Source organism: Leptolyngbya sp. FACHB-261 (genome assembly GCF_014696065.1).
Taxonomy (GTDB): Bacteria; Cyanobacteriota; Cyanobacteriia; order FACHB-261; family FACHB-261; genus FACHB-261.
The window spans coordinates 48,014-67,386 of sequence record NZ_JACJPL010000027.1 but is presented as its reverse complement, the minus strand read 5'-3'; the positions used below and the strand labels follow the sequence as shown (position 1 = coordinate 67,386).

Here is a 19,373-nt window from a genome sequence, read left to right as displayed (position 1 = left end):
AAGTTTGTTAGGTAAAGTTTTCTATGGCTGAGCCATTACTGGTAGTTGATGTTCAATCCGGTTTCATCAACGACTTTACACACCACATTCCACAGCGGATTGCCTGTTTGCTAGAGCGGCATCAGCATGAGCCCGTTCTGTTTACGCGGTTCGTCAACCGGGTTGATGGCCCTTACTACCGCCTGCTGAATTGGCAGGGTTGCGAATCTGAGCCGGAGACGCGTTTGGCTACAGAGCTTGAACCTTTTATCAAACCAGATTTTGTCTTTGCTAAATCCGGAGTTTGTGGCATTCCAGACGAGCTTTGCCGCTATCTGCAAGAACAGCATTTTGAGCGAATCTTTGTCGCTGGGATCGACACAGATATGTGTGTGCTAAAGATCGCGATGGATTTGTTTGATATTGGCATTGAGCCCGTTGTCTTGACTGATTGCTGCGCCAGTACTGCTGGTTTACAAGCCCATCTTGCCGGTTTAGCCGTGTTGAGCCGCAACATAGGGGCTAAACGGCTGCGGGAGGCTGGGGTTGGTGATGGCACCCTAGCTGCTCCTGATTAATTAAATGTTGGCTCACTCAGAAACACAGGTTTGAAGATATAGATTTAACAGGGTAAATTCAGAGATACAGATTTAGAGGCAAGGAGTCAAAGGAGAACGAATGAGCTTGAACGATCAGGAAGACAACACGGTTTACAAAGTGGTAGTCAATCACGAAGAACAATACTCGATTTGGCCAGTTGAACGGAAAAACCCACTGGGTTGGCGAGATGTCGGCAAGCGTGGCTTAAAGGCCGAGTGTTTGGCTCACATCAAAGAAGTCTGGACTGACATGCGGCCTCTGAGTTTGCGCAAACAGATGGAAGAAACATCTCAAGGCTAAAATCTAGCCTTGAGATGGACCTTGCGGTTTCTACATTCCTTCTAGCCTGTAGCTCCCAGGATGTGGCCTGCTCGTTAGGAAAAGGTTCATGTCAAGTTCAGGCTCTGACTCTAATTTCACCGCTAATTCTGTTTGGCATTCGCCACCTGCCAAGCTAACGCTGTCGGCATCTGAGGTTCATGTTTGGTGTGCTTCGCTGGAACAATCCGCCTCGCAGATCCAGCGATTCAAGCAAACCCTTTCCGTTGACGAGTTAAAGAGAGCTGAGCGCTTTCATTTTGAGCAGCATCGACAGCACTTCATTGCTGGACGGGGTTTGCTCAGAACGATTTTGAGCCGCTATCTGGCACTTGAACCAGGTCAGTTGCAATTCACCTACGGTCCTCGTGGTAAACCGGCTTTAACGGCTCACAGTGAAGAGATTCAGTTCAACCTATCCCATGCCCAAGGGTTGGCTTTGTATGCGATAACCCGGCAGCGTGAACTGGGCATTGACCTCGAAGGTGCGCGTCCCATTGCTCAGGTGGTGCAACTGGCTCAACGCTTCTTTTCGCCGCAGGAATATGCCGTTATTCAGTCTCTTCCAGGGGAGCAACAACAGGCAGCATTTCTGCGCGGTTGGACTTGCAAAGAAGCTTATCTCAAGGCAATCGGGGATGGTTTGGCTTTTCCCTTGGACCAAGTGGAAGTCAATTTGTGGCCTCAAGAACCAGCAGAGCTAGTCCGAATTGCAGGCAGCGTGGAAGCGGCTCAGAACTGGTCGCTGCAAGAATTGCCTATGCCAACTGGTTATGCTGCTGCTCTGGTAGTGAAAGGAGATGGCTGCTCTCTAACTTGCTGGAGATGGCCAGAAGCAGCAGATCTGTAATGGTGGGATCGCTGGGCTAGATGGCTCAACATTCGCCAGTAGAGATGTCAGTTGATGCCACTTATTCGCAACTCTGAAACCAAGGTAGAAACGATAGCGGTAGGTTTCGAATTTGCAGAAGGCCCAGTTTGGCATCCGGACGGTTTTTTGCTATTCAGTGATACGTCTGCTGACACAATCTATCGCTGGCTTCCCGAGGGCAAAATAGAGATCTTTCGCTGTCCTGCGGGTTATCCCAATGGCAATACCTGGGACCGTCAGGGGCGATTAGTGACTGCGCAGCATGACCGCAGACTAACGCGCACTGAACCAGATGGCATGGTTGTTACTTTAGCCTCGCATTACGAGGGCAAGAAGCTCAATAGCCCCAATGACGTTTTGGTGAAATCGGATGGCAGCATTTATTTCACCGATCCACCCTATGGCATTCTTGAAGGCTCAGCGGTGGAGCCGCAACCTGAAGAGCTTGGCTTTTATGGCGTTTACCATTTGGCAGATGATGGAACTCTGACTCTGCTGATTGCCGATTTGATGCGTCCTAATGGACTGGTCTTTACGCCTGATGAACAAAAGTTGTATGTGAGTGATTCACAGGAGGGCAATGTCTGGGTCTTTGAAGTTAGGCCGGATGGTACTGTGACTAATGGCAGTATTTTTGCCGACCTGAAACTGCCCGATCAGGAGCCGCTTGCCGATGGTTTGGCAGTAGATTCTCAAGGCAATCTTTACGCTACTGGACCTGAGGGAATTTGGATTTTTTCGCCTGCTGGTGAGCTGCTGGATAAGATTCTCTTACCTGAGAATTGCAGCAATGTAGCTTGGGGAGATAGCGATTACAAGACGCTCTATATCACCACCTACTCTAGTCTCTATCGCATTCGGCTTAATATTCCAGGTCTACCGGTATGGCCAATGGCTAATTAACAATTTCCAGCTCTCTCAAGCAGTGAGCGTTGTGCTAGATGCTAAAAGATAGGATGGCTACACCCACAGAGCTTGTTTTCGCAGCTTGGTACCTGTTGGTATTAAATTTGCGCAGGCAAACTCTGCCAGTGTAGCCCAGTGGTGTTAGGTAACTAGTGGTGTTGGGTAGTTAATACCCTCGACCTCTTATTCTGCTTGAGCTTTTTCGATTGACTTACCGGCTTTGGCTAAAGCTTTGCCAATCTTTTGCAGTTCGCCTTTGCTACCCCGTTGAGCATCAGAGGCGGCTTCTACTGTTTGCTCACCGATCTGCTTGAGCACTTCGGCAATGGCAGAGGCATCAGACTTTTTGGGCTTCAACAGTTTCTTGAGTTCTTTGAGGCCGTTAGCGATTTCTTTGAGGTTTTCGTCTTCTGACTTGTGCAGAGCAGAATGCCACTGGTCAATAACATTGATGGCTGCCTCGGCTTCTAAGCTAGTTAAGTCGCCTTCAACAGCTTCTAGTAGCTCATCGAGGTTTGGACCACTATGATCTTGCTCTTTGCCTTTGCTGGCGGCTGAGTCCTTATGGTCTGCATGGTCTGCTTTTTTATGGGTCGCTGGATGAGCTTCTTCTTTGTGAGGCGCTTCTGATTTGTGGAGCGATTGACCGGCTTTAGTGAGGGCCTTGCCCACTTTCTGGAGCTGGTCTTGGGTGCCTTCTTCGGCTTCTGAAGCGGCGCCTGCGGTTTCCTGACCTAGTTGTGAGAGGACATCGCCAATATCAGCAGCTTCGGCCTCGCCACTGCTCAGCAGTTTTTTGAGTTCTTTGAGACCGTTGGCGATCTGCTTCAAGTCTTTGTCTTTGAACTGACTGAGGACTTCGGTCCACTGGTCAATACTGGCAATCGCGGTGTCTGCATCTACATCAGTGAGGTTGCCTTGGACGGTCTTCAGCAGAGTGTCGAGGTCTGGAATCTCAGAAATCTCTAGCTGGTGGTTGTCCTGCTTGGATGCTGTTTTGTGGTCGTTTTTATGGTCGTTGGCGGCAGTGTTGTGCTTCTTCTTTTCGTTTTCAGTTGTCATGGGTTAATCCTTTTTTGCGCTTTGTAACGGGCACGGCTGTTAGATTAGAAAACTAAAAATGGTTTTTCCTCTGCCACAGGCTAGAGGGAAAATATTGATAAGTTTGCAACAAGATTTGAGCTGTGTGTTTAAACACAGCCGCGCTGGTACTTAGTCAAGCTAGCTCAAAAAAGCATCGGCAAGAATTCCTATCGTTGTCTTTTGCTTAGCAGCATCGGAACTTGAATTCTGAGAGGGATTTGTGTCGATGTTTATCGTGTTTGGCTAGCTGTTCTGGGTTAACTAGTTGGAACTGACTGCAAGGCTCGCTGAATCAGTTGAGGCGTCAAGTTGCAGAGGGTGACGGAGCGTCCAGCGTCGGTGAGCACACGCTGGCGTTCGGTGTAGTGGCAGCCTTCAGGAGGCAGCAGTAGGCGGGTAACTTCAGGCTCTTTGAGGTTGCACTGAAGGACAAGCAGGGAGAGTGGGACGCTGGCTTTGAGGCTGCGAGGGTCGATGTAGTTGGCGATGACGAGGAGCAGGAGTTTGGAGGGTGAGGAGAGATTGAGGCTGCGAGTGATGTAGTCCCAGAATATTAGTCGGGTTTATGACGGGTTCATTGCAGGTAAGCGATGGTGTCGGCAGCGTAGGTGAAGCGTTGGGTTTCGGCTTTGAGGAGTTGGCCGAGTTCTTTCAGGGTTTGATGGGTTGGGCTGTTGCGAATGGCTTGGACGTAGGCTTCAAGCCAGTGGATGAGGTTGCGGTAACTAATGAACTGGCCGCCGCGATCTTTGCGATGGACAAAGAGGACGTTGGCCCATTGTTCGAAGCGCAAAATACAGTCTTGGATAATGCCTAAATAGGTGGCGAGATAGCTGAGGGAGATCTCGAATTGGCGGAGATTGATTAGGTGCAGAAGATGGCGCATGGGAGAGGAGAATTGGCAAAGGAATTGCTTATGTTTGCGGGTATGCTGCACCGGGCAGGGAGACCCTGCCCCTACGAAATTGATCGTTGAAATTGGGGACCTCAAAATGCAGTGTGTGGGTAGGGGCAGGGTTTCCCCGCCCTGATGGGAGAATGGGAATTGTTAGGGGCTAATTGCTTGTGTTTGCGGGTATGTTGCATTGGGCAGGGAAACCCTGCCCCTACGGAATTGGTCATTGAAAATTGAGGGGTTTACAATTCACGGTCGTGGGTAGGGGCAGGGTTTCCCTGCCCTACCTTCGGGCCGCCAAAGAGTTAGCCACCCCGGAGAGGTTTGCATAGCAAGCCGGGGTGGCTAAGTAGGTGTTAAAATCACCTGTCAGCCGCCGGACTGCCTCTGTCGCAGTTTGGGGGTTAGCTATCTAGAAGTTGGTTTAGCTTCTAGGTAGCGCTTAAGTTGTTCGGGGCTTTTTGAATAAGCAAGTCCTCCTAAGTTGTTGATTGAATCAAGGTATCAGAAGCAATGGCGCTGTGCAATACCTAAAGAAATAGCATAACAAGCAGCCTCTAACTTTAATGGAAGATTGGGCATGAGCAGAGCTATTGCTACTCGCCCCGCTCAAGCCTCCCAGTCTTCGATTCGCAGCTGTGAAATACGGCTGAATTCGCGTGTGTTGTGAGTGACCAGAGTTACGTTGTGGGCAAGTGCAATTGCAGCAATCTGCAAATCTAGTGGGCCAATGGGCAGACCCAATGCCTCCAAGTGTGAGCGGACACGACCATACTCTTGGGCTGCTTCCTGGTTAAAAGGCAGGCTAACAAAGCGACTGAAGAATTCGTCCAGCACTGCTAAATTGCTTTCTAGACGTGAGCCTTTGTAGGCTCCATAGTAAAGTTCTGCCTTCACAATCTCGCAGAGAACAATATCCTGGGGCGTCAGCAACGCTAACTTTTGCACAATCGGTGAGCTGCGACGGGTGAGATAGCCAATGCAAGCATTGGTGTCTAACAGGTAGGTCACACAAGCTCATCCCGTTGCTCAAACTCCCCCTGCTCACCACGAGTTAGAGGTTCCCCTTGCCAAGCGCCTGCGGTTCTTTCAAAGAAACCCGGGGGCCAACCTCGGTCTTCAGGTGTCTCAGTTTGTGGGGCAGAAGTGGGGGAATCTAGAAGCACAATGACCTCTGCGGTTGCCCCAGCTGGAAGTTCTAGCGAACGAATCTCGATGACGCCGCCGGGCTGTATGACAACCTTTTGCCGCAATCCATTTAGCATGGCGTTTCCTTTTCCCTGGATACCTCTGTTCCAGTATCAGTCACACGCAGCAGCTCATGAATCTTCTGCTGGCTTAGGCTTACCCAGTTCGCAATGCGCACAGCTTCGCCTAAAACTTTGGCCGATAGCCCTGGCTCAAGCTTTTCAAATGCAGGTGTCCAAGTCTCTACAGTAGACAGAAAAACATTAAGCTCTCGTGGCCTCATTGTGGCGAACGCTTCCGCGAATCTCATCGCTTGGGCCAGCGCTGTAGCGATGTCACTAAATACCCCTGCGCTGTTACTGGGCTCAATGCCTAGAGCGACTTGCTGAGCTTGGCGAACCTGCCCCACTTGAGCCATTGCCGTAGCAAGCTCCCTTAATGCCTCTGCCCGCCTGTAACTGCGTTTAATACCTCGAGCCACTTGCCGAGCTTGGTTGAAGACATCTGCCGCCTGCTGCGGTTGCCCAGCTTGAGCCATTGCTACAGCGACCCGACTTAATGCCCGTGCCCGGTCGGTACTGACCTCAATGCCTAGAGCGACTTGCTGAGCTTGGCTAAACTGTCCAGCTTGAGCCATTGCTGTAGCCAGCTGACTTAATACCCCTGCCCGGGATTTACCGGACTTAATGCCTAAAGCGACTTGCTGAGCTTGGCTAAAGACATCTGCTGCCTGCTGTGGTTGCCCAGCTTGAGCTAGTGCTGTAGCGAGGTCCCTTAATGCCCCTGCCTGGTCTTCACTGCGCTTAATGCCTAGAGCGACTTGCTGAGCTTGGCTAAACAGCCCGGCTTGAGCCATTGCTGTAGCCAGCTGACTTAATACCCCTGCCTGGTTGTGATTGGGCTCAATGCCTAGAGCGACTTGCTGAGCTTGGCTAAAGACATCTGCTGCCTGCTGCGGTTGCCCAGCTTGAGCCATTGCTGTAGCGAGATCCCTTAATGCCCATCCCCGGTGGGTACTGTCCTTAATGGCTAGAGCTACTGGTTCTGCTTCTTTTAGCAGGTTAGGGTTGTGCGCTCCTTTCTGCCAAAGCCCCTGGTAAACCGTCATCAAGCTCACAAATCTGCTTTTTGCATCTGGTCGCAGCCGGGCATGGCTGAGGGCCTCTGCTTCTCGTCCCAGCCAGACCAGCGTTTTTAAAGCAGCATCTGTGTGAGGGCTGACGCGTTGCTGTACCGCCTGCCGTGCCGTGTACAGTTGGCTGAGCGTTAGGAGTTGATCGGGCTCTAGTGGATCAGTAAAGCTGCTAATTGCCAGTTCCAGGTCAGCAACATAAGCACTCTCTCCAGCGCAAGCTACGAGCTTAGCCTCCATCCAATCAGCTGACTCAGTGAGCAACCGGTAAAGCTCCTCGTTTCGTCCTGCTGCTTTAAGGTGAGCGGCCAGATGCTCAAAGAAATAACCATCATTGGGGCCAGAAGACCAGCTATCCTCACACTTTGCCCAATAAGCATTTAGTAAACGGTTATGCAATGCAAGCAAGTCACTCACTTGCTTACGCACATAATTCCGTTGAAGGTTTTGCAGGCTTAATTTCCCTTGCTCGTTTCTCTGTAACAGTGACCGCTTCACCAGTCGGTTTATGACAGCCTGAGTGCCATGCTGATCCAGCCCTTCGGGTGCCCAAAACGTCTGCAAGACTGCTTCAGGAATCAACGTGTCTTCAGGAAAGACGGCAAAGTCTAAATAGCGTGCCCTGTCTTCTGGCTCTAGTGCGTCAACGCTAACTTGAATGCTCATCTACTGGCAGGACCCGGTGGCTTAAGCGTCAGTGTACTCACTGACCACCTGTCCATCCCTAGCCCAACAGATCAGGGCCTTTTTTGCACCCAAAGGCATCAACGCCTGTTGCTCAGAGGAGCGCCCTTCCCAATTAGACATCGACATTTCTTGATCAGGCTCTGCCCTTTCCTAAACAGGCATTGACCCTTATTTTTATGGGTCGTACCCCTCCACGGAGGGGTCACACCCTTCCGAGCTATGGGTCGCACCCTTCCACGGAGGGGTTGCACCCTTCCCGGTTAAGCACCTAACCCTTCCGCGGAGGGGTCAAGCCCTAGTTTGCCTAGCACCCAACCCCTTGCCGGAGGGGTACGACCCTTTCCCGGAGGGGTCTGGTGCATCCGGCAGAAGGGTCTGCCCCTTCCTCGCTAAGCATCTGCGCTTCCAGACCAGCCCTCGGCCCTCAGTCTGCCTGACCTGCTGCCCACTGACTCAGCTCTGCTGCCGTTCGTTTACCTGCCAGCGTTTCCGCCAGCGCCAAGCCCAACACTGAGGCAAACTTGAAGCCGTGGCCGGAGAAGCCAGTCATCAACCAAGCGTTGCCTACGGGCTCAAGAATAAACTGCTCGTTCGCCTCCACCGTGTAGAAGCAGGTGCGGGTGCTCTGGAGGCGATAGCGGTCAAAGTCTTTGAGCCGATGCCGACCCTGCTCAAACATGGCTTGGGCTTCCGCCGCAGTCGGTATGCGTTCGCAATCTGGGTCGCCAGCCAGCGTAAAGCAGTGGTTGCCCAGCTTCAGCCCTGTCCCCAAAACCGGCGGCACCAGATAGAGCCCAGACTGGGGGTCAATATCCAGCACCATTGGCATTGCAGCCCAGGCAGAAGCCAGCTCCGCCGGTGGCTCCAGGTAAACCACCACTTGGCGCGAAGGCGTCACCCGCTTAGCTAGATCCGGTAGCAGCCGACTGACCCAAGGCCCTGCCGCAATCACCAGCCTGTCGGCTCCCACCACTGAGCCATCCGCTAGAACCAGCCGCGCCCGCTCCGGGTCCAACTCCCACACTGCCTGATGCGAATGCAGAGCTACGCCCTGCCGCGCTAAGTGCTGAGCCAGCGCCGCAACAATCCGTTCTGCCAGCAGCACCCCGCCACTCTGAAGATGAAAAGCACGGCTCACACCATCCAGCTCTAGCAGCGGAAAGGCCTGTCTCACCTGGTCAGGGCTGAGCCAGGACACCGGCAGACCTAGTTGCTCCATCGTGGCGGCGGACTCTGCTGCCCACTGCTCAGCATTGCTCACCAGAACCAGCGTGCCCGTGGTTGCATAGAGCCCCTTGCCTGGATCCCTTTCGCCTAGGTCGTTTGCACCTTCTAGATCAGCCCACAGCTGCTCCCAAGCCTGGTAAGCCTCAGCCACCATACGCGTATAGCCCCGCTCGCTGCCGTAGGGAAAGCGGATCAGGCGGTGCTGGTCAACTGAGGAGCCCAAAGGGTTAGGAATCGAGCCTTGCTCATAAACCTCAACTTGGTGCCCGTGGCAATGTAGAGCCCAGGCTGCTGCCAGACCCATGATGCCAGCCCCAACAACAATGACCTTCACTACACCTCTCCCTTCACTGGCCCGCTCCCTTTAGGGCCGCTCAAAGACTCCAGATAGATTCCAGCCCTGTTCTGATTAGACTACTCTCAGCTCGAACCCGCTCACTTGCCAATCAGCTCCGCTCGAATCTAGCCCTGTCCCAATGATTTGGCCCACTCGTCTGCAAACCGTCTGCCTATGACCAGCACTTCTTACCCCCAGTTCGCGGCTGAATTGCGGCAAACCATCCGTCACCAAGAAGATGAGCAGTCCTTAAACGAGGGCTGCCGTTCGCGCTTCTGGTTGCAGGACCGCAAGACAGAGCGGGTGGTGCTGTTCTTTCATGGCTTCACCGCCTGCCCTGAGCAATTCGATTCTGTGGGACCAGCCTTGTACGACCTGGGCTACAACGTGGTTGCACCCTTGCAGCCTGGTCACGGTTGCCAGGGCGATTGGGGAGCCGACCAGCCACCGCCTTTGTCCGATCTCATTGAGCCCTATCTGGAGTTTGCAGAGCACTGGCTCCGGCAGGCCCAGGCCTTGGGCGAGCAGGTGATTGTGTCGGGCCTCTCCAGTGGCGGTACGCTAGCAGCCTGGCTCGCCTTCACCCACGCGGCTGAGGTGGAGCGGGCCATGCTCTACGCGCCCTATCTGGGCTCCAGCCCCAAGGTGCTCAATTGGGCGATCGAAGCCGCCAAACCCCTAGATCATCTGATTTACCTGCCCTGGCTTAAGGCTCCAGATACAGTCACTCAGCATGGTTACCCCGGCTTTCGCCTCTCGGCTCTGCAAATCTTTCTAGATTTAGGCCGTGAAGTGTTGCAATTGGCCCAGACCCAACGCGGTGCCCCCTTGCTGCTAGTCTCCAGTGAAAGCGACTGGTCCGCCAGCAATAGCGAGCATCAGGCTTTGTTTGAGAATGCAGTGCAAGCACAGCCCCACAGTTGGTATGCCTGCTTCGACCAGAAGCTCAAAGTGCCGCACACAATGATGCGCGAAGTCGATGGCAATGACTATGAGTACTTGCTGATTAGCCTGACACGCGCCTACCTGCAAAGCGATTTCACCAGCCAGGAATTACAGCAATTAGCAGCCGAAGTGAAGCAGGGACGCAGCCTTGAGCAAGTGCTTGCAGAGCGAGGTTGGCTAAAGCGTTTGACCCCAGATTTGCCAGTTGTTCTACAGCAGTTATCTCTTGATCCACAAGCACAGTCATAGCCCGGCGAGAGACAAAACAACTCAAGGCTGTGATACCGCTAACAGCAATAGAGTTGAGCCTTGAGTTAATCATTTCTACTGCAAACTCAACAGCCAAAATAGGGTCATTAAAAGTAGCTACTAAAAGCTAGTTCCCCTGCACAGCCAACCCTAAAGATCCGCAATTCAATCTACCCAAAATAAACGCAAAACCCCTGTAGGGACAAGGTCTTGCCTTGTCCCTACCCCAATAGAATCTTGCCTTGTCCTTCTAATTGGCTAGCACAGAAATCAAACTCCAATCCTGCTAACAGGTGAGGGCGATCTTTAACCCCCCTTCCTATCGTGGAAGCAGATGACCCAAAAGCTAACCTTCAAGTCCCAGGAGAAACTCCTGCGGCTTGCCAAAAGCCAAGGCTGGGACATTTGCTGCGGTTGCGCTGGGTGCATTTTATTCTTGCGAGATTTATTACCATGACTTCGCACACGGGGACTGACACACTAGAGGCGCTGGAGCAGCGTCTAGGTCAACTGGTTGACGATTGCCACTGTCGCCAAATGCAAGCAATCAGCGCGACCCGCCAGGAGATGCTGATGCAACTCACAGCCTTAAGTAGCGACATCCGCAAACTCAACGCAACCCTCAGTACCCTGACGTTTCTGTTGAGTGAGTCTAGTAAGCCAGATGGCTAACAGGCGCTACCCATTGACCCCTCCCGACCTCCCCTTAACAAGGGGAGGTCGGGAGGGGTAGGGTTTTGGTTGAGCGGGTCTAGTCGGGTTGCCTCCTCGACTCTTCCAACGCTCGCCGCAGCTCCTCCTCGGAATTGGGCATCCAGTTCTGACCACGCAGACGCCGCAACATCTCTAGCGCCTCTAACCGTGATTGCCCAGTATTGGCTTCATGACGACGCCAGAAGGCATCCCACCAGCCGCGCGGCTCTTGCTTCGGGCCTTCGTACTCGGTGGGGCGGCTTGTCTCCCCGCCCGTGACCAAACTGCCCACATAGTCAGCATCGGCATAGACTCGCGCAATCTGCCGCTGAATCTCCCGCATATCCTGCTCAGCCACCACACCATTGCTGGTGGCCTTATAAAACTGCACCGTTACCCGCACCGGGAACTGAGGATCCCGCTCGATCTCCAAGTTGTCAATCTCAGTGAATGGCCCCTCTACTGCACCGTGACCAATCACGGCTGCTTCCACATCGCTGCGTCGCCGTTGGGGTGCCATCTCGGCAGTAGCGGCGCCCATGGGTGCGGCCATCGGCATCGGCGTTCGCATCGGCTGTTTCTGCTTCAGAGGCACCTGAATTAGCATCACCATATTCAAGCCCTCCTGCCCTGCAGCAGTCACTACCGGTGATTGAGGCGTCGGACGGTTGCCCGCTCCGGTCGTGCTAAAGTCGCTCTCGCGCTGCCCCGTCAAACTGGCCCGTTCGCCGTTCTGATTGAAGAACAAGCGCTGTCCCCAGGTTCGCCCCGCCTCAAAGTTGTCGCGCTGATTGTCGATCACTGTGACGCTGGTGCCTTCCCGCGTTGCCAAAATTGTTAAGACCGCTGGGTCCCCTGAATAAGACTGGTAGTTGAACAGGACCGGGTTAAACTGCGCCTTGCCGCCACTGGGAATCGGCAGAAAACAAGCCTGAGCACTGACCAACGCGTGCGTATCTCGCTCCGCCAGCAGCGAATTCCGTGACCCCCGCCAGGAGTTTGGCTGACTCAAATAGCGCCGGGGATTGCCCAAGAACTGCCGCAGCGACACCCGCTCCAGCGACCGGCCTTTCTCATTACCCACCAGCAGAAAGAAGCGATCTAAGGGCACATCCGCCGACTCATCCGAGAAGTTGGGATGACGAATCACCGGCATCAGGCTCAGCTCGTATTGCCCCGTCTGCGGATTGCGCTGCTGCACCTGAATCGTCATATCGCTGATATTTGGCCCCACCGCCGAGTTCTTATAGCGCCCAGTATCCTCCCAGGTGAGGTCTAGAACACGCAGACCAAAGCTCTGGGCTAGCTTCTGCGCCGCCTGGTCCCGGACCATACCAACGGTTTGGCTAACCACCTGCTGGTAGCGCCGATAGGCTTCAGGCGTCAAGGGCTGCTCGCGAGCCGGTTGTGAGCTTGGCATGGGTTCAGGGGTTACAGGAACAGCAATAGCCTCGGGAGTTCGAAAAGTTAACAGGGTATAAGCCGCCAGCAAGCCTAGAGGCATAACGCAAGCCAAGACTGGCACAACCGTTCGCATGTTTCCTACTCCCAAAGCTTCAAAGGCCAACATAGAAGGCGTTCAGCAACCTTCACTTGGTTAGACCGTAGCGCCTGGGAAGAGTTCTACACCCTAAGGTTTCAGTTTTTGTAACGGTTCCAGAGCCCTTGATAGAGCCCTTCCCCCTTGCCTGCAACCCAATGCACGTAGGGGCTTGGCATTGCCAAGCCCCCAGCACCTCTCAAGGTAGTCACTAGGCGAAGCTAGCGAGTCGCCTCAGCTTTCTGCAAGCGCCGCCGTCTAGACCAGGCAACTCCCAAGCCAACTAAGCCCGGAGCCAACCCCGGTACTGGAATCGCAGGAACATCAGAGCCAGCAACGATGTTATCTGACTCGACATAGCCGAAGAAGTCACCACGGCCCGATGCAAGAGAAAGAAACCCATTCCCGTTGACTGGAGAAGCAAAAAGGCTGCCAAAGCTGGTCGGTTCCTGATCTACACCAAAGATAAACTGCGAAACTGCGTCACCTCGGAAAAATGCCCGTACCAGATCCGTACCGCCAGTCCCCGCACCTATATCCACTGAAGAACTAGGATCAAGAGTGCTTAGGTCAAAGTTGAAGGGGTTATCGCCGATAGATAAATTAAAGGCTGTGATGACCTTACTTTGGGGTATTCCATCTAAAAGCTGGTCAGTATCGTAGCTATAGGTTCCTTGAATCAGGCTACCCAGCTTGATTCCCTCAGGGAGTTGGGGAAGTCCTTCAACCCGAGTCACTGTTCCTGAAATCCTGCCGCTGATGAGCGCAGCTTGAGCCGGAATTCCAACTGCCGCTGCTAGCACTAGGCTGCTAACAGCAACCTGCAATGCGTGATTGAAAGAGAACATCTTGCCTCTGTTAAGTCCGATTTAAGCAGGTGAAACTAAGAAACCTTGGTAGTGCCCTGCTCTTGGCGTTGCTGTTTACGCCAACCTGCGATTGCCAAGCCAATTAAGCCCGTTGCTAAGCCCGGTGCAGGGATTGCGGGGACATCAGGGACATCTGGAACATTCGGGCCAGCAACTATGTTGTTTGACTCGATATAGCCAAAAAGCTCGAACAGCTCAGGGATTCGCGGACCTGACTCGAGGTAAAGAAATCCGCTTTCCCTAGATGCAGATGCAGTCAGGCCGCCAAAACCAATGAGACCAGGATAGTAAAAGAAAGCCCCCGCTTCGAGTAGTCCAAAAGTTACTCTGAGCAGATCGCTTCCGTCATGCCCTGCCCCTGGGTCCACAGAACCTTCCCCACCGTAGGAAAAGCCATCCATGCTAAAGCGGAACGGATTATCGCCAATGGATAGGTCAAACGCTGTGATTCGCTTACCAGAGGAGTCAGCGAGAATTTCCGTGTCGTAGCTGTAGCTGCCTCTGATTGGGCTACCGAGCTTAACCGTTTCGGGAACATAACCTCCGATCAAGCGAGTTACTGTCCCCGAAATCTTGCCACTGATAATGGCTGCCTGAGCTGGGACACCAGCCGTTGCTACCAGTAAGAAACTGCCAACAGCAGCTAGTAGGACAGGTTTTAAAGAAAACATTTTGGCTTCCACTGCTGTTGGTTCAAGAAACTTTGATAATGCCTTGGTTGCTTGGCGTTGTTTACGCCAAGCAACCATTCCCTGTTGGTTTAGGAAACTTCGATAGTGTCTTGATTCTGGCGTTGTTTACGCCAAGCAGCCATGCCCAAGCCAACTAAACCGGGCATTAAGGCAGGTGCAGGGATGGCAGGCGTAGAACCATCAGGGCGAGCAACTATGTTGTCCGACTCGATATAGCCATAGTATTCAAGGTCATCATATCGACCTGCCATGAGAGAAAAAATTCCGTCACCCTCAGTTGCAGATGCTCTCAGGGAGCCATAACCAATAGGACCAGGAAACCCAAAGAAGGTCCCAGCTTCGTCGTTTCGAAAATCTACGCTGAGCAGATCGCTTCCACCAGACCCTGCGCCTAGAAGGACCACTCCCATCACGCTGCTCAAGTCAAAGCGGAAGGGATTATCGCCAATGGATAGGTCAAACGCTGTGAGTGATGCGCGACCCCATGCTCCAGCTGATTCAGAGTCGTAACTATAGCTGCCTCTGATCGGGCTACCGAGCTGAACCGTTTGGGGAACATAACCTCCGATCAGCTGAGTCACGGTTCCCGAAATCTTGCCGCTGATGATTGCAGCTTGAGCCGGAATTCCAGCCGTTACAGTCAACAAAACGCTAACGGCCGCAGCCTGGGCTGCGTGCTTGAGATTAAACATTTTTGTGTGCCTCTAGTGGTTCAGAAAATCCTGGCTGAGTTTGCGGTATGAAGCGCCGCTTGAGCCAGAGCTGTAACCGTAGATGCTGAATTTAATTGGATCTAGATTGGATCTAGACACTAGGGTTTGCAGCCCTAGCTTGAGGTTGTCCGGAAAAGTGCGCCTAAAACCTCGCTTCCCCTAGCTTGGAGTTGAGCGACTCCAAGCCAGGAAAAGCTAACAACTGTTTCTGAAAAGAGACGAGCCATAGGCCGCTAAAACGATTCAGGATTTCTCTGCTGACCGCAAGTGCTCTCAACGCTTTCCGGTCGCCAGCCCTCCCAGAAGTTCATCCACCTCAAGGTGAGCTTGCCTTCACAAGGTGTATTGCTGCCTGTGCGCTGATAGCGAATGGGATAAGTGATGCTGCCCCTGCCTCGACTAGGCTTACCCAAGTTGTAGGAAGTGGGTCTGTAGGAACTAGGCTTACCTAAGCTATATGGGTCCACGCGCTCTCTGAACAAGAATTGGCCCGTATTGGCCCAGCTTCGAATCAGCAAAGGCGGACGGCCATAGTACGAGAAACCCGCACAGAAGCCAGTAAACAGCAGCATCAGCACCAGCAGCGCTATGCGGTTGCGGCGAACCTCTGCGCGTGGACAAAGACCCTGAGGCACTGAGTCTGCATCCACGACCAAGGTACTTGCGAGATAATCACCCAGGCGCTGACGTTTAGGCGAGCGTGCCATCACCAGAGCCCCTAGAGCAAACCAATAATCGACTGGGCGCAGCAGATTCCGTCCCAAAGCCCCCAGCCAACGGACGCGCCGACCCGACAGATCAACCACCCGTAAGCGCACAGCCCACTTGCCTAAGGTCGCGCCAAAGAGCGCCTCCTGCAACATGAAGTAGGTCACTAACAGCAATAGCTGCCAGGGCCAGTCCAGCTGAACCGAACTGGAAAACCAAGCAGCACCGCCGACTGTAGCTGCCCAGGGCGAACCCTGGGTGAACCGTTCAACACCAAAGACATTCCCCACCACGATTCGCAGCAAGTTGAGAACTGCGGCATCAATGACAAACGCACCGAACCGCCGACCGAGAACCTGCACATTGGGCTGCACCCTTGTTTGTGTCTGCATCACCCACCATTCCCTGAACTGGGCTACCTGCTGATCCGTTGCGCTGGGGCAAGCTCACAAAACAAGCGAGGGCTGATAAGAGACCGGCAACAGACTGACACTAGAAGGCCCGCTAGAGCTATCTGACCTCTTTATCTAGGCGGCAGTGAGCAATGCCCCTAATCCAATTCCCGTCGTCCCTCCAAAGCCCGTATGAGGGTCACTTCGTCGGCATATTCCAAATCGCCGCCCATTGGTACACCAGAAGCAATGCGGGTGACGCGAGTGAAAGGCTTAATCAACTTGCCGACATAGAGAGTGGTAGTGTCGCCTTCAACGCTAGGACTAATTGCCAGAATGACCTCTTCAACCGAGTTCTTGCTGACTCGATGCACGAGTTCGTTGATATGCAACTGTTCAGGACCAATGCCATCCATTGGCGACAGCACCCCGCCCAGCACGTGGTATTGCCCTCGGAACTCGCGGGTGCGTTCAATGGCAATCAAATCCCGGGAGTCGGCGACCACACAGAGCACGTGCGAGTCCCGGTTACTGGCGCGGCAGATTTCGCAGGGGTTCTGGGCAGATAAGTGAAAGCAGGTGGTACATAAGCCCACTTGCTCACGGGCTTCTAACAAAGCCTGAGCCAGAGTTTCGACTTCAGCCGCTGGGCGTTTCAATAGATGTAAGGCCAAGCGCTGAGCCGTCTTGGGACCAATGCCAGGCAGACGTTGGAGCTGTTCGATCAGGCGGGCTAGAGGGCGAGTGTAAACCATGAATCGCAAAAGGACTGGTTGAGAGTCTATCGCAGCGGGCTAGGGTTGTGAGGAGAAAACAGAAACGGGGTGCCCTTTAATCTCTGCCGCAGTCAGCTGGGTGTCTGCCGCAATGAAGTGGGCAGGCTAGGCCCAGGCAAACCCCTTTGATCTCAGAAGCAAAGGCCAGCCAGAAGCAAAGGTCATAAGTAGAAGAAGATGAGGGCAATGCTCCATTGCCGAAGGCCTATGAGCGACCATCTACCGACTCAAGATCAGACTGCTCCGCACCACACAGACCAGTTGACAGAAGGCGATAGCGGTTTGGACTCGCTTCAAGCAGGTTTCCAAGCCGATGGGGATGTATCTCTAGCTCAGACAGAACAGCCTGCCCCAGAGCTGTGGGCGAAACGGGATCTTGATCCTAGCTCACTGCTGTCTGGAGCGAAGCGCCGTCTAGCTTGGCTCGACAGCTTCAAGCGCCGCAGCCGTTTGCTGATTGCGGTGATTGAACCGGGCACCTGGGCCGTTCGCTATGCCAATGACTACTTCTGTCAGTTTACGGGATTGGAAGTTCTGGCTCCCAGTCAGGGTGTAAAAACCCGCTTAGTCGATCTGTTGCATGAGTTAGATGGTCGCCCCGCGCATGATCTTTATCTGCGGCACATTCTCTATCTGATTCTGCGGGATGTGTATCAGGTAGAGCTGTCGGAGTTGCGCCCCTTCGAGGAGCCCCTAGTCGCCTCTGTCTCCAGTCCCCTCTACCCCGAGCCGCGTCTAGTAGAGTTTTGGCTGCACCCGGACGAGCTGAAGATTTCCCAGTCAGAGGCGCCTGTGCCGGAGTTGGGCGCTTGGGATCCTAAACGCATGCCCCTGGGTGAACTAGAGGAAAAGCTGCGGGATCCGGAGCAACTGCATGCCTTTGCGCGTCACCTGCATCTAGAGCGCTATCGGTTTGGGCGCATTCAGGGATCGATTTTGTTTGAAGGATCCGATGTGACGGTGCGCGAAACGATTCGGCGCATCAACCAGTTGTTGATTGACCGGGATTCGATTCTGCACCCCGAAAAGTTTCAGCAGCTCAACCAGTTGATGCGTGCGTTGTTTCGCGCCAGCAACAGCATTATTCTCAGTGCCGAAGGCGATCAGGCAAAGCTGTTCAGGCACGCCGATCAGCAATTAGAGGTTACCGCCCACTCCATGCGAGCTTTGCAGGGCTCTCAGTTCGTGCGCGCCCTAGAAGCCAATCAGGTTTGGACTGTGACCGACTTGGCGTTGGATTGCCAGACTGACTGCGAGCGGCAACTGCTAGAGCAGGGGGTGCATTCGCTGCTGTTGATTCCGCTGGTTGTGCCTGCGGCGGAGTCGGGGACAGGGCATCGACAGGTTCTGGGCTTGGTAGGTCTGACCAGTGACCGGCCTAACCACTTCGACCGGGTCGATTGTCGCCATGCCAAACAGCTGATTCCTTCGTTTATCACAGCAGTCAGTCAAGCGATTCGGCAGCGCTTCAGCAACATTCACCCGGCTGTAGAGTGGCGCTTTTTACAGGAGTCAGAGCGACGCACCTGGGGGCTGCCACCGGAGCCGATTGTCTTCTCCAATGTCTATCCGCTTTACGGCATCTCCGATATCCGGGGCTCTTCGCAGGAGCGCAACCGGGCGATCCAGGCCGACTTGCTGCACCAATTCAAGTTGGGGCTTAAGGTTCTAGATACAGTGTGTGCAGCTCAAGAAACGGCGTTTGGCGAACAACTACGCCTAGACCTGCTAGACCATCTGGAGAAGCTGCGGGCTGGCGTCACAGTTGATGTTGAGGTCACTGCTGCCCATTACTTAAGCCACCAGCTAGAAGCCCATTTCGACTACTTCAGTCGCTGTAGCGCTGCGGCCCGCACTGCGGTCGAGACTTACCGCTCAGCCTGTGCCAATGAGCATCAGGCGGTTTATGTAGCGCGGGCTCACTACGACCAAGCAGTTAACGAGATCAATCATTTGCTGCGGGACGTTTGGGAGCGTTGGCAGCAACGCATGCAGCACATTACGCCCCATTACTGTGATGTCCAGATCACAGATGGCATCGACCACATGATCTATGCCGGGGCTGCAATTGACCAGCAGTTCTGTCAGTTCCATTTGCATAGTCTGCGCTACGAGCAATTGCGAGCCATGTGCGACTGTGCGCGGGCGACTTTGGAGATCCGCAATACTAATGCCGAGATGGGGGTAGCCCATTTGGTGCTGGTGCAAGATTCAACGGTAGAGATTTACCACAACGAAAAAGCCGAGCGTCTGTTCGATGTGCGTGGCACCCACGATACGCGCTACGAAATTGTCAAAAAGCGCATCGAAAAAGCCGTAGCTGAACACACACAGATGCGAATTACGCAGCCGGGAATGCTGACCCTGGTTTACTCCACGGATGAAGAGCAGCAGGAGTACCAGGGATATCTGCGTTATCTCATGCGCGAAGGCTGGATTGAGCCTTTGATTGAGTCTGGTAATATCGAGCCCCTCCAAGGCGTTAGCGGTTTAAGATTTGCGCGTGCCAAGGTATTACCGGCGCCTTAACGTCTGTTTTCGCGTCTCCAGCCAACGCTTGTGCTCACACCTTG

Annotated in this window: 20 protein-coding genes; 7 read left to right on the top strand and 13 right to left on the bottom strand. The window is 53.7% G+C overall.

The window, feature by feature from the left end; all coding sequences use genetic code 11:
- Positions 1–23: 23 nt before the first annotated feature.
- The 4 genes from H6F94_RS20045 to H6F94_RS20030 all read left to right on the top strand — a co-directional run bounded on the left by H6F94_RS20045 (position 24) and on the right by H6F94_RS20030 (position 2,671).
- Positions 24–557, top strand: a complete 534-nt coding sequence (locus H6F94_RS20045; RefSeq protein ID WP_190804030.1) for a cysteine hydrolase family protein — start codon at positions 24–26, stop codon at positions 555–557.
- 100 nt (positions 558–657) lie between these two features.
- Positions 658–879, top strand: a complete 222-nt coding sequence (locus H6F94_RS20040; RefSeq protein ID WP_190804029.1) for an MbtH family protein — start codon at positions 658–660, stop codon at positions 877–879.
- Between the two features lie 88 nt (positions 880–967).
- Positions 968–1,747, top strand: a complete 780-nt coding sequence (locus H6F94_RS20035; protein WP_190804028.1) for a 4'-phosphopantetheinyl transferase family protein — start codon at positions 968–970, stop codon at positions 1,745–1,747.
- A gap of 54 nt (positions 1,748–1,801) precedes the next feature.
- A complete protein-coding gene (locus tag H6F94_RS20030) occupies positions 1,802–2,671 on the top strand; it encodes an SMP-30/gluconolactonase/LRE family protein (RefSeq protein WP_190804027.1) in 870 nt (289 codons plus the stop codon).
- A gap of 186 nt (positions 2,672–2,857) precedes the next feature.
- Here H6F94_RS20030 and H6F94_RS20025 read toward each other — a convergent pair whose 3' ends face one another.
- From H6F94_RS20025 to H6F94_RS20000, 7 genes are all read right to left on the bottom strand, one after another.
- The gene (locus tag H6F94_RS20025; protein WP_190804026.1) at positions 2,858–3,736 is read right to left on the bottom strand and encodes a hypothetical protein; all 879 of its coding nucleotides are present in this window, start codon (positions 3,734–3,736) and stop codon (positions 2,858–2,860) included.
- Between the two features lie 595 nt (positions 3,737–4,331).
- The gene (locus H6F94_RS20020) at positions 4,332–4,643 is read right to left on the bottom strand and encodes a hypothetical protein (RefSeq protein WP_190804025.1); all 312 of its coding nucleotides are present in this window, start codon (positions 4,641–4,643) and stop codon (positions 4,332–4,334) included.
- Between the two features lie 618 nt (positions 4,644–5,261).
- On the bottom strand, positions 5,262–5,663 hold the full coding sequence (vapC, locus tag H6F94_RS20015) for a type II toxin-antitoxin system tRNA(fMet)-specific endonuclease VapC (protein WP_190804024.1): 402 nt from the start codon (positions 5,661–5,663) through the stop codon (positions 5,262–5,264).
- Positions 5,660–5,917 carry a hypothetical protein gene (locus tag H6F94_RS20010; RefSeq protein ID WP_190804023.1) on the bottom strand — a complete coding sequence of 86 codons (258 nt, stop codon included), beginning with the start codon at positions 5,915–5,917 and terminating at the stop codon, positions 5,660–5,662. Before H6F94_RS20010 ends, vapC begins: the two co-directional genes overlap by 4 nt.
- On the bottom strand, positions 5,911–7,638 hold the full coding sequence (locus H6F94_RS20005) for a hypothetical protein (RefSeq protein WP_190804022.1): 1,728 nt from the start codon (positions 7,636–7,638) through the stop codon (positions 5,911–5,913). The genes H6F94_RS20010 and H6F94_RS20005 overlap by 7 nt, the downstream gene beginning before the upstream one ends.
- Before the next feature lie 21 nt (positions 7,639–7,659).
- A complete protein-coding gene (locus H6F94_RS33045; RefSeq protein ID WP_277878135.1) occupies positions 7,660–7,785 on the bottom strand; it encodes a hypothetical protein in 126 nt (41 codons plus the stop codon).
- A gap of 298 nt (positions 7,786–8,083) precedes the next feature.
- Positions 8,084–9,220: an NAD(P)/FAD-dependent oxidoreductase gene (locus tag H6F94_RS20000; protein ID WP_190804021.1), complete on the bottom strand. Its 1,137-nt coding sequence runs from the start codon at positions 9,218–9,220 to the stop codon at positions 8,084–8,086.
- 177 nt (positions 9,221–9,397) lie between these two features.
- Here H6F94_RS20000 and H6F94_RS19995 point away from each other — a divergent pair, with 177 nt between their 5' ends.
- Positions 9,398–10,417, top strand: a complete 1,020-nt coding sequence (locus H6F94_RS19995; RefSeq protein ID WP_190804020.1) for an alpha/beta hydrolase — start codon at positions 9,398–9,400, stop codon at positions 10,415–10,417.
- Between the two features lie 453 nt (positions 10,418–10,870).
- Positions 10,871–11,089: a hypothetical protein gene (locus H6F94_RS19990; RefSeq protein WP_190804019.1), complete on the top strand. Its 219-nt coding sequence runs from the start codon at positions 10,871–10,873 to the stop codon at positions 11,087–11,089.
- A gap of 79 nt (positions 11,090–11,168) precedes the next feature.
- On the opposite strand, the gene H6F94_RS19985 is transcribed toward H6F94_RS19990, so the two are convergent.
- From H6F94_RS19985 to recR, 6 genes are all read right to left on the bottom strand, one after another.
- On the bottom strand, positions 11,169–12,647 hold the full coding sequence (locus H6F94_RS19985; protein WP_190804018.1) for a hypothetical protein: 1,479 nt from the start codon (positions 12,645–12,647) through the stop codon (positions 11,169–11,171).
- 224 nt (positions 12,648–12,871) lie between these two features.
- Positions 12,872–13,498: a hypothetical protein gene (locus tag H6F94_RS19980; RefSeq protein WP_190804017.1), complete on the bottom strand. Its 627-nt coding sequence runs from the start codon at positions 13,496–13,498 to the stop codon at positions 12,872–12,874.
- 35 nt (positions 13,499–13,533) lie between these two features.
- A complete protein-coding gene (locus tag H6F94_RS19975; RefSeq protein WP_190804016.1) occupies positions 13,534–14,190 on the bottom strand; it encodes a hypothetical protein in 657 nt (218 codons plus the stop codon).
- Positions 14,191–14,279: 89 nt separating this feature from the next.
- Complete coding sequence (locus H6F94_RS19970) at positions 14,280–14,903, bottom strand: PTPA-CTERM sorting domain-containing protein (RefSeq protein WP_190804015.1); 624 nt, start codon at positions 14,901–14,903, stop codon at positions 14,280–14,282.
- A 254-nt stretch (positions 14,904–15,157) separates the two neighbouring features.
- On the bottom strand, positions 15,158–16,024 hold the full coding sequence (locus tag H6F94_RS19965; protein WP_190804014.1) for an RDD family protein: 867 nt from the start codon (positions 16,022–16,024) through the stop codon (positions 15,158–15,160).
- Positions 16,025–16,182: 158 nt separating this feature from the next.
- Positions 16,183–16,779, bottom strand: a complete 597-nt coding sequence (gene recR, locus H6F94_RS19960; protein ID WP_190804013.1) for a recombination mediator RecR — start codon at positions 16,777–16,779, stop codon at positions 16,183–16,185.
- A 228-nt stretch (positions 16,780–17,007) separates the two neighbouring features.
- Between recR and H6F94_RS19955 the strand changes: the two genes are divergently transcribed.
- A complete protein-coding gene (locus H6F94_RS19955) occupies positions 17,008–19,329 on the top strand; it encodes a GAF domain-containing protein (RefSeq protein ID WP_190804012.1) in 2,322 nt (773 codons plus the stop codon).
- Positions 19,330–19,373: the final 44 nt, after the last annotated feature.

Coding starts and splice junctions, on each gene's coding strand:
- H6F94_RS20045 (WP_190804030.1), top strand. CDS start 24: ATGGCTGAGCCATTACTGGTAGTTGATGTTCAATCCGGTTTCATCAAC.
- H6F94_RS20040 (WP_190804029.1), top strand. CDS start 658: ATGAGCTTGAACGATCAGGAAGACAACACGGTTTACAAAGTGGTAGTC.
- H6F94_RS20035 (WP_190804028.1), top strand. CDS start 968: ATGTCAAGTTCAGGCTCTGACTCTAATTTCACCGCTAATTCTGTTTGG.
- H6F94_RS20030 (WP_190804027.1), top strand. CDS start 1,802: ATGCCACTTATTCGCAACTCTGAAACCAAGGTAGAAACGATAGCGGTA.
- H6F94_RS20025 (WP_190804026.1), bottom strand. CDS start 3,736: ATGACAACTGAAAACGAAAAGAAGAAGCACAACACTGCCGCCAACGAC.
- H6F94_RS20020 (WP_190804025.1), bottom strand. CDS start 4,643: ATGCGCCATCTTCTGCACCTAATCAATCTCCGCCAATTCGAGATCTCC.
- H6F94_RS20010 (WP_190804023.1), bottom strand. CDS start 5,917: ATGCTAAATGGATTGCGGCAAAAGGTTGTCATACAGCCCGGCGGCGTC.
- H6F94_RS20005 (WP_190804022.1), bottom strand. CDS start 7,638: ATGAGCATTCAAGTTAGCGTTGACGCACTAGAGCCAGAAGACAGGGCA.
- H6F94_RS33045 (WP_277878135.1), bottom strand. CDS start 7,785: ATGTCGATGTCTAATTGGGAAGGGCGCTCCTCTGAGCAACAGGCGTTG.
- H6F94_RS19995 (WP_190804020.1), top strand. CDS start 9,398: ATGACCAGCACTTCTTACCCCCAGTTCGCGGCTGAATTGCGGCAAACC.
- H6F94_RS19990 (WP_190804019.1), top strand. CDS start 10,871: ATGACTTCGCACACGGGGACTGACACACTAGAGGCGCTGGAGCAGCGT.
- H6F94_RS19985 (WP_190804018.1), bottom strand. CDS start 12,647: ATGCGAACGGTTGTGCCAGTCTTGGCTTGCGTTATGCCTCTAGGCTTG.
- H6F94_RS19980 (WP_190804017.1), bottom strand. CDS start 13,498: ATGTTCTCTTTCAATCACGCATTGCAGGTTGCTGTTAGCAGCCTAGTG.
- H6F94_RS19975 (WP_190804016.1), bottom strand. CDS start 14,190: ATGTTTTCTTTAAAACCTGTCCTACTAGCTGCTGTTGGCAGTTTCTTA.
- H6F94_RS19970 (WP_190804015.1), bottom strand. CDS start 14,903: ATGTTTAATCTCAAGCACGCAGCCCAGGCTGCGGCCGTTAGCGTTTTG.
- H6F94_RS19965 (WP_190804014.1), bottom strand. CDS start 16,024: ATGCAGACACAAACAAGGGTGCAGCCCAATGTGCAGGTTCTCGGTCGG.
- recR (WP_190804013.1), bottom strand. CDS start 16,779: ATGGTTTACACTCGCCCTCTAGCCCGCCTGATCGAACAGCTCCAACGT.
- H6F94_RS19955 (WP_190804012.1), top strand. CDS start 17,008: ATGAGCGACCATCTACCGACTCAAGATCAGACTGCTCCGCACCACACA.